The organism is Williamsia sp. CHRR-6, from assembly GCF_018474015.1.
In the GTDB taxonomy this organism is placed as follows: Bacteria; Actinomycetota; Actinomycetes; order Mycobacteriales; family Mycobacteriaceae; genus Williamsia_A.
Genome location: NZ_JAHCSG010000002.1, coordinates 44,148 through 57,307, shown reverse-complemented (window position 1 = coordinate 57,307; position 13,160 = coordinate 44,148). Strand labels below are relative to the sequence as shown.

Sequence of the window (13,160 nt, the reverse complement as noted above, 5' to 3'; positions counted from 1 at the left end):
ACCCGTGCGAGTTCGCGGCGCAGAGCCCCATTCCGACAGGTTCGACACCGGGTGGGCGGATGCTCACCTGCACAGACACCACAAAGGTCACAAAAGGTAACGATCGCGATCAGGCTGGGCCGAACACGTCGACAATCGCGGGTATGGCTGACAATCTGCCCCCGACCTCGCCGTCACGCCACCTCGACATCGCCGCGGTGCGGTTTGCGCGACCGACCGCCCACTACGACGCGGTCCTGGAGTTCTACCGCGACTGCGTCGGGCTGCCTGTGTTGGCCGCCTGGCGCAACCATCGCGGCTACGACGGCATGGTGTTCGGCCTGCCGGGGTCGTCGGTGCAGATGGAACTGCTCCAGCGCACGCCGCCCGAGGACATCCCCGATCCCGATCCAGAGAACCAACTGGTCCTCTATCTGGGCAGCGGTGCGGCGCTCGAGGTGGTGGCCGCGCGCCTGCGTGCGCATGGCCACACACCGGTGCCCGCGGCCAACCCGTACTGGAACGAGCACGGCGCGGTGCTCTTCGCCGACCCCGACGGCTGGATGGTGGTGTTGGCGCCCTGGGTGTTCGGCGAGTGAATCCCCTGGGACCGACGTCGATGAGAAGTGTTCTGGCAACTCAGGTTCTGGGGGCTAGATTGATCTCATGCCTGCTGTACTCGCCGTTCGCCCCATGACGACAGACGATCTCGAGATGGTGCTGCAGATCTACGCCGAGGGCATCGCCACTTCTCAGGCGACATTCGAGACCGAGGTGCCGACGCCGGAGGCGTTCTGCGCGCGGTGGCATGCCGACCATCGCTGGGTGGCCGAGCTCGACGGCGAGGTGGTCGGGTGGGCTGCCCTGGCGCCGGTGTCGACACGCGCCTGCTACCGGGGTGTGGCCGAGGACTCGGTGTACGTGCGCAACGGATTCCGTTCGCGCGGAATCGGTCTCGGCCTGATGCGCCAGCTGGTGATCGCCGCCGACGAGGCCGGCCTGTGGACGTTGCAGACCTCGATCTTCCCCGACAACGAGACCAGCGTGCGCCTGCACCAGGCGGTGGGATATCGCATCGTCGGGTTGCGCGAGAAGATCGCTCAACTGAACAACCGCTGGCGCGACACGGTACTGATGGAGCGACGGACCGAACCGAGTTTCGAACCCATATGAGCGCGTGGGCGATTGCCCTGCTGTGCACGTCGTCGGCCTATCTGGGGTTTCAGGCGGTGGTGCGGTTCGTGGTCTACCCGCAGTTCGCTGCGGTCGGCGCCGACGAGTTCGCCGACTACGAGGCGCGGCATCAGACATTGATCAGCCGGGTGGTGGGCCCACTGTTCGCTGCACAGCTGGTGACCGGTGTGGGCGCGGTGGTGACGGGGCCGCTGATGCCCGCGCTGATCTCGGGCGCCGGGGTGCTGGTGGTGTTGGCGTTGACCGCAGGTGCCGCGGTGCCCGCACATTCCCGCCTGTCGGAGGGGTTCGATGCGCCGACGCATCGGCGACTGCTGCGGATCGACCTGCTGCGGCTGCTCGCCGCCTCGGTGACCGTGGCCGGCGCCATCTGGTTCGCCACCGCGAGCTGAGTGCCCACCACGTCGAGTGGGCGGTAAACACCGTCGAGTGGGCGGAAAACACCGTCGAGTGGGCGGTAACCGGCGTCGAGTGGGCGGTAACCGGCGTCGAGTGGGCCGCGCGGCCGGACCCCGCACCTGGTCCGGCGCGGTCGACGCAGGCAGAATGAGAGGTGGTCAGCTCACGCTCAACAACGAGGTCACATTCCCGGCCATCGGACTGGGTGTCTTCCAGTCGAGCCTGATCAGACGTGCGCCGCCGTGACACATGCCCTGCGGGCCGGATATCGACTGATCGACACCGCCGCGTCCTACGGCAACGAACGAGCCGTCGGTGAAGCAATCGCCGAATCAGGCGTTCCTCGCGACGAGGTGGTCATCGAGACGAAGGTGTGGATCAGCGACTACGGCTTCGATGAGGCGCGGCACGCTTTCGACAAGAGCGCAGGCACGGTCGGGGTTGATCAGATCGACCTGCTGATCCTGCATCAACCGCTGCCCACCGAGTTTGAGAGAACATTTGGCCGCCTACCGTGGGCTGGAGACCTTGCTCTCCGACGGGAAGGTGCGTGCGATCGGGGTGAGCAACTTCATGGTCGATCACCTGACGCAGTGTTGGACGCGGCGAACGTGGTGCCCGCAGTCAATCAGATCGAGGTTTATCCGTATTTCACTCAGCGCGACGTGCAGGAGCTGGGTGCCCAGAACGGCCGACCTGACTGCGATTGATTCCCTCGACACCGGGGTGCGGGGTGGGCCCGAACCCGAGGACATCACGCTGGAGCGGTTTCACCGCGACATCCCCGAGGCCTGATCACCTCGGGGGTGGTCAGCGAGATCCGCGACGCTTGCTGCGGAAGGCGTCGACACCGTTGCGTTTGACGGTGCTGATGGCCGTCCGCCAGGTGGCCCGACGCGGGTCGGGGTCTTTGCCCGCCGCCATCAGGTGCAGTTGGTCGGTATGCCACTGCAGGTCGAGGACCCCCTCGAGGGCACGCACCGTCGGCTTGGTGGCCAACGCCGAGGGAACGGGCAACCCGATGCTGGGCGTGAGGACCTTGTCGAGGGTGCCGGCCACCAGACCCGCCGCCACCGCAGGGTCGACCGCGGTGGGACGCCCCAAACCGACCACATCGCAGGCTCTCGACTCCACCGCATCGGCCATCGCCGCGCGGGTGCGGAATCCGCCGGTGACCGCCAACGGGATGTCGCCGGCCGCCACCCGGATGGTCTGGGCGTAGTCGAGGAAATAGGCTTCGCGGGCGCGGGTGCTCGCCGCCGCCGGTCGGCCCATCATCGCCTGCGATTCGTAACTGCCGCCGCTGATCTCGATCAGGTCGACCCCTTCACCGATGAGATGCTCGACCACCGCGCGTGATTCGTCCTCGCTGAAACCGCCGCGCTGGAAGTCGGCTGAGTTCAACTTGATTCCCACCGCAAACCCCGGGCTCACCACCGCCCGGATGCGCCGCAGCACCTCCAGCAGGAAGCGACGACGCCGCTGCGGGTCGCCGCCCCAGCCGTCGGTGCGCAGATTCGACAGCGGTGAGAGGAACTGCGAGACCAGGTAGCCGTGGGCGGCGTGGATCTGCACGCCGTCGAATCCGGCCGCCTCGGCCACCTGCGCCGCGGTGGCGAATCTCTCGATGATGTCGACGATCTCGGCCTCGGTGAGTTCACGCGGGGCGGGTAGTCCGGGCAACTTCAGCTCCACTGCCGACGGAGCGACCGGCTGGGCGCGAGTGGCATAGGGGTTGGCCTGTCGCCCAGGATGATTGATCTGCATCCAGATCGGTGATCCGCCGTCCTTGGTGGTCTTGGCCCACCGGGTGAGGCTGTCGAGGTCACGATCGTCTTCGATGACGACGTTGCCCGGCTCACCAAGGTGCGCCCGGTCGATGAGCACGTTGCCGGTGACAACGAGCCCGAAACCACCTGCCCCCCAACGCGTGTACAGCCTCTCCAACCGGATGTCGGGCGAGTTCGCCTCGGTGGCCAGGCTTTCGCTCAGCGCCGACTTCATCAACCGGTTGGGCAGCACCTGCCCGCACGGCAGTGACAGCGGGGTGGCCAAGGTGGCATCAGACATGAACGGCCTTTCGTAGACGAGCTCCCACCGACCCTATCGATCGACACTGGAACACCGGGTGACTGATGTCGCTCAGACGGCGAACGGGAGGGCGATGGTGTGGCCGGTGTGCTCGCTCGACCGCCAGGTAGCGCGCGTTGTTCGCCGACAGGTGCACACCGGTGGGGCAGCTGGATGCGCGTGGCGCCCACGGTCTGCACCATCTGCGCGGCGACGGTGTACTGGCGTTCGTCTCCGCCCCGACCAAGGGGCCACGTTGGCCCGATAGGTGTCCAACCCGCCGTCCTGCAACGCGTAGGCGTCGAGCTTGGCGTACAAACCGATACCGCGTCCCTCCTGACGCAGGCAAAAGGAAGCCGCCGACGTCGGTGATCCGTCGCGCCGCCTCACGCAGCCGCGGTCCGCAGTCGCAGCGTTGCGAGCCGAACACGTCACCGGTCAGGCGTTCGCTGTTGCCGATCCACGATGGCGGGGCCCAAGAGCCCACATCCCTGCGTCGAGATCGGGGGCTTGGGCCCAACCGACGCGATCTTCCGCCCACTCGACGCGATCTTCCGCCCACTCGATGCGATCTTCCGCCCAACCGACGGGTTCAGATCCTCCCCCGAAACCAGAAGAACCACCTGTTGCCAGGTGGTTCATGAAGTGGCCAGAGTCGGGATCGAACCGACGACCTTCCGCTTTTCAGGCGGACGCTCGTACCAACTGAGCTACCTGGCCGTACGGCATCTCACGCACCGATGCCGGGCTTGAAACAGCCGCCGGGCCTCGGTGTGAACCGAGAACCAAGCGACCCTGACGGGACTCGAACCCGCGACCTCCGCCGTGACAGGGCGGCGCGCTAACCAACTGCGCCACAGGGCCTTGCAAACCTCTCCGGCCACCTTCGACTTCACAGTCCAGGACGGCCGGGTCAGCGTACCCCCTACGGGATTCGAACCCGCGCTACCGCCTTGAAAGGGCGGCGTCCTAGGCCGCTAAACGAAGGGGGCCAGTCTCCGGTAGGGAGCTGTATGAGCTTAGGACACAGTCCCGAGAAACCTCAAATCCGCCCCCGACCGCCCCGGGGCCACCCTGTCGGATGGCCCCGGGACCGCATCGGATCACGCGTGGATGACCACCGCGTCCTTGTCCGGCTCGGGCAGCTTGCCGCTGGTGATGACAGCGGCAGCCAGCACCGACCCGATCACGAAAATGCCTGCCGCCCAACCGAAGGCGGTGGTGTAGCTGTGCACCGCAGCCATCGCCTCCAAGGCCTGCGGGTTGCCCACCTTGCCGAGGTTGTCGGTGACGTAGGCACTCGCCGCGCTCGAGGCGATGGTGCTCAGCAGCGCGGTTCCCACCGAACCACCGACCTGCTGCATGGTGTTGACCGTCGCCGAGGCGACGCCTGCGTCATCGGCGGTCACCCCGGAGATGGCGGCCTGCATCGACGGCGGCATCGACGCACCGATGCCCACCCCCATGATCAGCAGTCCGGGCAGGATGTCGGTCGCGTAGCTGCTGGTGGTGCTCAATCCGGTGAGATAGAGCATGCCTCCAGCGGCGATCAACATGCCGATCGCGACGATCCAGCGCGGGCCGAAGCGCGGCAGCAGCACCGAGGTGGTCACCGTGGCGGTGACGATCACCAGACCGATCATCGGCAGGAACGCCAGACCGGTCCGGATCGGCGAGAAGTCCAGGTTCTGCTGCAGGTAGTAGGTGAGGAACAGGAAGATCCCGAACATCCCGATACCCGAGACGAATACCACGAGGAACGATCCCCCGCGGGTGCGGTCGAGCACGATGCGAAGCGGCAGCAGGGCGTGGGTGGTGCGCATCTGCAGCACCACGAACACCGCCAGCAGAGCGGCACCGGCCACCAGCCAGGTGATGGTCGCCCAGTCGGCCCAGCCGTTGGTCTCGGCGTTGGAGAAGCCGTAGACGATGGAAAACAGTGCGGCCGAGACCGTGATGGTGCCGGGGAGATCAAGGACCGGACGGCTCTCCGGGGACTGCTTGCCGATGAACAACACGGCTCCGACCAGCGCGATGGCCGCGATCACCAGGTTCACGTACAGGCACCAGCGCCAGTCGGCCCACTCGGTGAGCATCCCGCCCAGCAGCAGACCCAATGCGCCACCGGCCCCGGCGATGGCACCGAAGATGCCGAACGCCTTGCCGCGTTCCTCGGGGTCGGTGAACGTGGTGGTCAGCAGCGACAGCGCGGCCGGCGCCAGCAGCGCACCGAACACGCCCTGACCGGCGCGGGCGATGACCAGCATCTCGAAGTTGACGGCGGCGCCTCCGAGGGCGGACATGCCCGCGAACCCGACGAGACCGACGATGAGGGTGGCCCGCCGTCCGAACAGATCCGACAGGCGGCCGCCGAGCAGCAGCAGGCTTCCGAAGGCCAACGCGTAGGCGGTGACCACCCATTGCCGCGACGAATCGCCGAAGCCGAGGTCGGCCTGGGCGTGCGGCAGGGCGATGTTCACGATGGTCGCGTCGAGCACGACCATCAGCTGGGCGAGAGCCAGTACACCGAGGATGGCCCACCGCAGACGGTGATGCCGATCGTGGCTCGACTCAGTCACCTCGGACTGGTCGGCCTGGGGAGACACAGTGGTCATGACGACCCCGCTTTCTAGGTGGAGAGATGTTCGTGTTTCACGCTCGGGCGCCGTTGCCCTGACGAGGCGCGCGACACCTCGCGGCGAAAATCCGGAGGAGTGGCCTCCGGTTACGCTGCTCAACGCTAGACTAAGCGGAGGACATTCCTCCAGTTGAGAAAGTGTGATCGTGAGCACCGCTGACCAGACGGCCGCCAAACCACTGCGCGCCGACGCCGAACGCAACCGACTTCGCATCATCGATGCTGCTCGGGACCTGTTCGCCGAACGGGGCCTCGACGTGACCCTCGACGACGTGGCCGGACACGCCGGCGTCGGGGTGGGCACGGTCTACCGCCGGTTCGACAACCGCGACCACCTCATCGAAGGCGTCTTCCTGGAACATCTGCGCAACGTCAACGCCCGGGTCGAAGCCGCATTGGCCACCGAGGATCCCTGGCAGGGGATCGTCGAGGTGTTCACCTTCGTCGGCGAATCCGTCGCCACCGACCGCGGCCTGGCCGCCATCGTCATGCGCGTCGACCCCACCGCCCCCGCGATCGAGGCCGCCAAGTCGGAGATGACCGGGCGGGTAGAACAGATGTATGTGCGCGGCATCGAGGCCGGTGTGTTGCGGCCCGGCATCGACCGCACCGACCTGTTCGCGTTCTTCACCATGCTCACCGCAGTCGCCGATGCCACGCAGGCGGTGGCGCCGGGAACCTGGCGGCGCTATCTCGAACTCATCCTCGACAGCATCCGCGCCAACGGGCGTCACCCGCTGACCACTCCCCCGATGAGCGAGGAGCAGGTCCTCGCCGCGCAGGTCGAACGGGTCGGCGGCCATCGCCGCACAACCTGCTGACCACTGTCGAAACCCGTCGCCGACGATCTGTAAACTCGCCACGGCACGGTGGTCGACACCGTGCACGCCCCTTTAGCTCAGTTGGTAGAGCTACGGACTTTTAATCCGCAGGTCCTCGGTTCGAGCCCGAGAGGGGGCACAATCGGGCGGTTTTGCGCCCACCCGACGCAGTTTTGCGCCCACTCGACGCAGTATTGCGCCCACTCGAGGTCAGACGGGGGTGCGGTCGATCAGGTAGCGCGAGGTCAGCGCATCGATGTGACTGCGGGTCTCGTACAACTCCAGGCGCCGGGCCCGGGCGTCGGTCATCAACCGCTCCGAGGTGCGGGCACCGGGCATCCGGGAGCTCGCCTCCAGGGCTTCGACCTGCTGCTCCAGGCGGGTCGCAATGACTTCCAACTGCTCGATGAACACCCTGGCCTGCTCCTGATCGGCCGCGGTGATCACGCGGTTCGTGCTGTCGCGCATGGGTAAGGACTTTAGTTCAACGGCGCGAACAATTCCGCGCGAACACATTCGCCCTCAGGTGGACCGACCCGCCACCCGGTACTCCTGTTTGGGTCGCCCGGTGCTGCCGTACCGCAGCGTCATCGTCAGCCGCCCGTCGGCGACCATGGCCGCGAGGTAGCGCCGCACCGTGGGCGGCGACACCCCCACCGCCTCGGAGACATCCTCGGCGAACATCGGCCGCGCAGCGTCGGTGATGGCGGTGAGGATCGACCGTTCGGTCTGCGACGACTCCACCGTCCGCGGAGCCGTCGGCCGCTCGCCACGTACCGCCGCCAATGCCGAATCCACTTGCGACTGAGTCAGATTCCGCGAGCTGACGATGCGTCGATACTGCGCGTAGCCGGCCAGCCGGCGGGCCAGCTCGGTGTTGTCGAACGGTTTGATGAGGTACGCCATCACCCCCGCGCCCACCGCGTGACGCACCGCGGCTGCACTGTCCTCGGCGGTGACCACGAATGCGTCGCACCGCATCTCGCGGACCAGCTCGATCCCCGAACCATCGGGGAGGTGCACGTCCACCAGGGCCAGGTCGATCTCGGGATGATCACTCAGTGCGCGGCGCGCCTCCACCACCCCACCGACCCGGGCCACTGTGGCAAAGCCCACCATCGCATCGACGATGGAGGCATGCAGGGCAGCCACCCGGAAGTCGTCGTCGACCACGAGCACCTTCAGTCCTGCGTTCACCCGTCACCGCCCCGTCCCTACGCGATAGTTCTCCGTCCCAGAGATCTCAGCACGTCGTGGCTGACGCAACCGAAGAATCTTGAGGACCCGCACGTTCGCGATCTGCGACGCGCATGCCACGCCTTCCCGAACGCAACGCCTTCGTGTACATCCGCTAAGTTCATAGTCTGTCTCCGAGCTCGGGCCCGGCATGCAGCTCAGAACCATGGAGGACGATCCTTGCCGAAGCACACCATTCTGGTCGCCGCCGCCACCGCGCTTGCGCTGGTCGTCGCCGGGTGCAGCAGTAACACCGCTGGAACCCCCACCCCATCCCCGTCATCGGCATCGGCATCGGCATCGGCATCGGTGAACCTCGCCGCGCTGGACACCGGAACGTATGCGACGTCGCCGCGCGCTCCGTTCGGTTTTGTCAGGGGAGCCGACCTCGCTGAGATCGAAAGCCAGCGGATGGCCGAATTCACGACCCTGCCGTTCGAGGTCGACCCGACATTCACCGAACCGTCGCTGCCGTACGGAACTTTTGTCTCCGAGCGTTCGACAAAGAGGTACTTCCAGCTGACACCTGATGAGTCATTGGCGGCCTTGAAAAAGTCAGGCGGGCTCCTGGCCGGGTTCTACGGGACCGCCGGCCCGACGGGAGATGCCAAGACCTCCTTCAGTCACGGTGTCATCCGCTTCACCGACGATGCGGCGGCCGCCCGCGCGGCACAGGCGCTGCACCAGGTGGACCTGGCACAGAAGTCGAAGTTTCGACCGATGATGCTGCCTTCATCGCCTGGAACCCTGGTTTCTGTCACCGAGGCCGCGGGCGTTCAAGGTTTCAACGCGTTCACTGCGTATAAGAGTTATCTGCTTCTCGACGGCTTCTCCGTGCCGACAGCCAACGCAGCTTCCCGGGCTGACGCGTTGGTGCGCAAGAGTCTCGACCTGCAGCGGCCACTCATCGACAGGTTCCCGCAGACGGCGGCCAAGGGTGGGTCAGTTCTCAAAGATCAGAACAAGATCCTCATCTATGCACTCGCGGACCCGGGATCGGTCAACCCGCTCAACGATGCCGTTCTGGGACCACGCGGCTTGTCGTTCTCCTACGGCCCCTCTGACGAGACGTACAAGCAGTTGATCGACGCAGGGATCGATCACGTGGCCAATGGGATGACGATTGTTGCACGGGCTCGCGACGATGCTGCCGCGATTCGATTCGACAAGGAATTCAACACCCCGAACCCACAGACCGAGGAAGTCGTCGCGGCCTCACCGCGTGGCCTGCCGACAGCGCGATGCAGGGTCAACAACAAGTCCCGCGCATCGTGCAGTGTGGTCGTCGGCCGCTACGTAGCCTCGACCGTGCAAGGTGAAACGCTGGAGCTGATGCAACAGCAGATCTCAGCCCAGTACAAGATCCTGCTCGAAGCCGATCAGAACGCGTCCTGAACCACGCCGTCATAGCGGCGCGTGACCTTCGATGACCGTCGGATCGGCCGGACGCAACACCCCGGGGATCCGCGCCACCATGATGGCCCCACCCAACCGGTTCTCCGCGCCGGGCCCGGCGATGGTGCTCTCGGCGTCCTCGGGCGCGCGGCCCGGGTCGCCGATCACCACGTCACCACCGTGGCCACGCGCGGACTGCCGGCTCAGCGCCAACCCCATACCCCGGCCACCGGGCACGGTCGGGTCGGCGTGTGTGGTCACGCCCTCGACGAACACCGACTCGACGTCGGTGCCCCCGATGGCCTCCAGCGCGATCCCGTCGCCGGAATCGGCCACGGTGACAAGCAGATCCGCTCCGACGGCCACCAGTTCCACCTCGACGATCGGCGGGCTGCGGTGGCCCACCCGGGCGGCGTCGACGGCGTTGTCGATGAGGTTGCCCAGGATGGTCACCACATCGATCGGCGAGGCGAGGGTGGCGTCGAGCCAGGTCTGCGGCCCCAGGGTGAGGGTGACGCCGTGCTCGCGTGCGCTGGCGGCCTTGGCGTCGAGGAAGGCGTGCAGATGCGGTTCGGTGACGTTCTCCAGACCCGACAGCACCCCCGCAAAACGTCCGGTCCCGGCGATCTCGTCGAGGTAGTCCAGCGCCGCACTCGCGTGGCCCGCCCGGATCAGCCCGGCCACCACATGCATCCGATTGGCCGACTCGTGGCGTTGCGCCCGCAACGCATCGCTCATCGCCTTGATCGACTCCACCTCGCGGGTCAACCCCTCGACGTCGGTACGGTCGACCACCGACATCACCACGCCCAGGTCGCGGCCGTCGCGTCGCACCCGCCGCGAGCTGGCCAGCACGATGCGATCGCCCACCGCCGCAGCCCGGGGGGTGTCGACCGGGTTGCGCGCGATTTCCATGATTCGCGGGGTCAGACCGATCTCGTCGAGCCGGTCACCCACCGAACCGTTGGGCGCCAACAGTTCTCGAGCCCGGTCATTGATGACGCGCACCACCCCGGCCGCGTCCACGGCAACCACCCCCTCACCCACCGAATGCAGCACCGCCTCCTGCTCGCGCACCAGCTCGGTGAGTTGATCGGGTTCCAGGCCCAGAGTCAGCCGACGCCACCGGCGAGCCAACGCCGCAGAGCCGACCACTCCCACCGCCAGCGCCGCGACCGCGATGCCGATGGTGGTCAGCAGGTCCGATCGCTGATCGTCACGGATGCGCTCGGTGGAGATGCCAACGCTGACCAACCCGACCACCCCACCCCTGGCGTCGAGGACGGGAACCTTGGCGCGCACCGACTCGCCCAGCGTGCCCCGCTCGGTGGTGATGTCCTCGGCGCCGGCCAACGCGCGGGCCGGATCGGTGCTCAGCGGCCTCCCGACCTGGGTCGGATCGGGATGGGCCAGCCGCATCCCGCGCACGTCGGCGATCACGACGAACAGCGCACCGGTCCGTCGGGTGACTGCACTCGCCTGCCTCTGCAACGGCCCGTCGAGCAGCCGCGCCACCGGACGTTCAGAGGCGGGATCGGCACTGTGACCAGCCACCGCATCGCGGACCTGCTGGTCGGCGGCCACCGAGCGGGCGATGGCCAGCGCGCGCTGGGCGTACTCGTCGCGCAGCCGGTCGCCCGACCCGGAGATCAACACCCCGAACCCGACCGCGAGACTCACCGCGATCACCCCGATCTGCAGCAACAACACCTGGGTGCGCAGCCGCAGGCGCGTGCGCCTGCGCCCAACGGGGACCGACGCACGCGACCACAGCATCTGCATCAGAGTAGGGATCGGCTGCAGCGACCGGGACCTGATCGGCCCAGGGGTCGGATCAGAAGGGGATCTGACCCAGCACCACCGCGACGACCAGCATCACCAGCGACACCACCGCCGCCCGCCACAACACCTTGCGGTGATGGTCGGCCAGCGACACCCCGGCCAGCGCCACCAGCAGCAGGATGGCCGGCACCAGCGGGCTCTGCAGATGCACCGGCTGCCCGATGATCGAGGCGCGCGCCACCTCCACCGGATCGACCCCATAGTTGGTGGCCGTCTCCGACAGCACCGGCAGCACCCCGAAGTAGAAGGCGTCGTTGGTCATGAAGAACGTCAGCGGGATCGACAGCACCGCCACCACGATGGCCAGGTGCGGTCCCAGCGACGACGGCAACAGGTCGGTGATGCCCTTGGCCATCGCCTCGACCATCCCGGTGCCCTGGAACACCCCGGTGAGCACCGCGGCCGCCAGCACCATGCCGACCACCGAGACGATGCTGGCCGAGTGCCGGGTGATGGCCTGCGCCTGATCGGCCACCTTCGGGAAGTTGACGGCCAACGCGACCGCGGCGGCGATCATGAACAGCACGGTCAGGGAGATGACGTCCATCCCGAGCACCACCAGCAGCGCCACGGTGAGGGCGGCGTTGAACCACAACAGTTTGGGCCGCAACGTCTCTCGAGCCGGATCAAGGGTGCCGTCGGTGAACGCATCGATACCGTCGGCGTCGTGGGGACCCGATCCGGTTGTGCCCGAACCCGATCCACCTGCGCCTGCTCCCGGTCGACCCGCATCGAATCCACCCGTGCCGGATCCACCCGTGCCTGATCCACCCCTGCCTGATCCACCCGTGCCTGATCCACCCGAGCCGGGACCGTCGACGACAGTGTCACCGCCGGCGGCGACCAGCACACGCTCACCGATGACGATCCGTCCGATACGTCGACGCTCCAGGACACCGAGGTGGTAGCTGAACGCCAACACGATGACCAGACCTGCGATCAGCGACGGGATCATCGGGACGAACACGTCGGACACCGGAACCTTGAGAGCGCTGGCCGCGCGCACCGTCGGGCCACCCCAGGGAAGGATGTTCATGGTGCCGTTGGCCAGACCGGCCACCACGGTCAACACCACCGGGCTGACGCCCAGACGCAGATACAGCGGCAGCAACGCCGACGTAGTGATGATGAACGTCGTCGAGCCGTCGCCGTCGAGTGAGACCACCATCGCCAGCACCGCGGTGCCCACGACCAGCTTGGCCGGATCCTCGTCGACCACCCGCACCACGAAACGCACGATCGGGTCGAACAAGCCGACGTCGATCATGATCCCGAAGAACACGATCGCGAAGAACAGCAGCGCCGCGGTGGGGGCCAGCGACTTGATGCCGTCGGTGATCATGTCGCCGATGCCCAGACCGGCACCCGCGAAGAGTCCGAAAACCACCGGCACCACGATCAGCGCCACCACCGGTGTGGCGCGTTTGGTGATGATGAGGGCCATGAACGAGGCCACCATCAGGAGGCCGAGAGTGACGAGCATGTCGGTTACCGCTTTCCTAGCGCCGACTCACGACCCGCTCGCACGATCAGCCGGGCCCGGTCGGCGATGACCAGAGGGGGTGGGCGCGGTGTTCTGCGCCACA

At 67.0% G+C, this 13,160-nt stretch carries 10 protein-coding genes, 4 tRNA genes and 3 pseudogenes; 7 read left to right on the top strand and 10 right to left on the bottom strand.

Annotation, left to right across the window (positions count from 1 at the left end):
• Nucleotides 1-143 precede the first annotated feature (143 nt).
• From KIK15_RS06180 to KIK15_RS06165, 4 genes and pseudogenes are all read left to right on the top strand, one after another.
• A complete protein-coding gene (locus KIK15_RS06180) occupies nucleotides 144-578 on the top strand; it encodes a VOC family protein (protein ID WP_214243332.1) in 435 nt (144 codons plus the stop codon).
• 67 nt (nucleotides 579-645) lie between these two features.
• Nucleotides 646-1,152 (top strand): GNAT family N-acetyltransferase, encoded by a 507-nt coding sequence (locus KIK15_RS06175; RefSeq protein WP_214243331.1) that lies wholly within the window; start codon nucleotides 646-648, stop codon nucleotides 1,150-1,152.
• Nucleotides 1,149-1,565, top strand: a complete 417-nt coding sequence (locus KIK15_RS06170) for a hypothetical protein (RefSeq protein ID WP_214243330.1) — start codon at nucleotides 1,149-1,151, stop codon at nucleotides 1,563-1,565. The genes KIK15_RS06175 and KIK15_RS06170 overlap by 4 nt, the downstream gene beginning before the upstream one ends.
• Before the next feature lie 154 nt (nucleotides 1,566-1,719).
• A pseudogene (locus KIK15_RS06165) lies at nucleotides 1,720-2,367 on the top strand (aldo/keto reductase).
• A 30-nt stretch (nucleotides 2,368-2,397) separates the two neighbouring features.
• Here KIK15_RS06165 and KIK15_RS06160 read toward each other — a convergent pair.
• The 6 genes and pseudogenes from KIK15_RS06160 to KIK15_RS06135 form a co-directional block, all read right to left on the bottom strand.
• Nucleotides 2,398-3,642 (bottom strand): annotated as a pseudogene (locus tag KIK15_RS06160) (NADH:flavin oxidoreductase/NADH oxidase family protein); the annotation flags it as partial.
• A gap of 72 nt (nucleotides 3,643-3,714) precedes the next feature.
• A pseudogene (locus KIK15_RS06155) lies at nucleotides 3,715-4,072 on the bottom strand (hypothetical protein).
• A gap of 216 nt (nucleotides 4,073-4,288) precedes the next feature.
• Nucleotides 4,289-4,362 (bottom strand) — tRNA-Phe (locus KIK15_RS06150).
• 70 nt (nucleotides 4,363-4,432) lie between these two features.
• Nucleotides 4,433-4,506 (bottom strand) — tRNA-Asp (locus tag KIK15_RS06145).
• A gap of 55 nt (nucleotides 4,507-4,561) precedes the next feature.
• Nucleotides 4,562-4,634 (bottom strand) — tRNA-Glu (locus tag KIK15_RS06140).
• A 111-nt stretch (nucleotides 4,635-4,745) separates the two neighbouring features.
• Entirely contained in the window at nucleotides 4,746-6,257 is a 1,512-nt protein-coding gene (locus KIK15_RS06135; RefSeq protein ID WP_214243328.1) for a DHA2 family efflux MFS transporter permease subunit, read from the bottom strand.
• A 169-nt stretch (nucleotides 6,258-6,426) separates the two neighbouring features.
• Here KIK15_RS06135 and KIK15_RS06130 point away from each other — a divergent pair, with 169 nt between their 5' ends.
• Together KIK15_RS06130 and KIK15_RS06125 are read left to right on the top strand one after the other, a co-directional pair.
• Nucleotides 6,427-7,101, top strand: coding sequence for a TetR/AcrR family transcriptional regulator (locus KIK15_RS06130; RefSeq protein WP_307851763.1), 675 nt, complete (start codon nucleotides 6,427-6,429; stop codon nucleotides 7,099-7,101).
• A 66-nt stretch (nucleotides 7,102-7,167) separates the two neighbouring features.
• Nucleotides 7,168-7,240 (top strand) — tRNA-Lys (locus tag KIK15_RS06125).
• A 71-nt stretch (nucleotides 7,241-7,311) separates the two neighbouring features.
• Here the strand turns inward: KIK15_RS06125 and KIK15_RS06120 are convergent.
• Together KIK15_RS06120 and KIK15_RS06115 are read right to left on the bottom strand one after the other, a co-directional pair.
• Nucleotides 7,312-7,569: a hypothetical protein gene (locus KIK15_RS06120; RefSeq protein WP_214243326.1), complete on the bottom strand. Its 258-nt coding sequence runs from the start codon at nucleotides 7,567-7,569 to the stop codon at nucleotides 7,312-7,314.
• A gap of 54 nt (nucleotides 7,570-7,623) precedes the next feature.
• Nucleotides 7,624-8,298, bottom strand: coding sequence for a response regulator (locus tag KIK15_RS06115; protein WP_214243325.1), 675 nt, complete (start codon nucleotides 8,296-8,298; stop codon nucleotides 7,624-7,626).
• A 219-nt stretch (nucleotides 8,299-8,517) separates the two neighbouring features.
• Here KIK15_RS06115 and KIK15_RS06110 point away from each other — a divergent pair, with 219 nt between their 5' ends.
• On the top strand, nucleotides 8,518-9,732 hold the full coding sequence (locus KIK15_RS06110) for a hypothetical protein (protein ID WP_214243324.1): 1,215 nt from the start codon (nucleotides 8,518-8,520) through the stop codon (nucleotides 9,730-9,732).
• A 9-nt stretch (nucleotides 9,733-9,741) separates the two neighbouring features.
• Here the strand turns inward: KIK15_RS06110 and KIK15_RS06105 are convergent, their stop codons facing one another.
• Both KIK15_RS06105 and KIK15_RS06100 read right to left on the bottom strand, forming a co-directional pair.
• Entirely contained in the window at nucleotides 9,742-11,508 is a 1,767-nt protein-coding gene (locus KIK15_RS06105; protein WP_250324272.1) for an ATP-binding protein, read from the bottom strand.
• Nucleotides 11,509-11,566: 58 nt separating this feature from the next.
• Nucleotides 11,567-13,057, bottom strand: coding sequence for a CitMHS family transporter (locus KIK15_RS06100; protein ID WP_214243323.1), 1,491 nt, complete (start codon nucleotides 13,055-13,057; stop codon nucleotides 11,567-11,569).
• Between the last annotated feature and the right edge of the window lie 103 nt (nucleotides 13,058-13,160).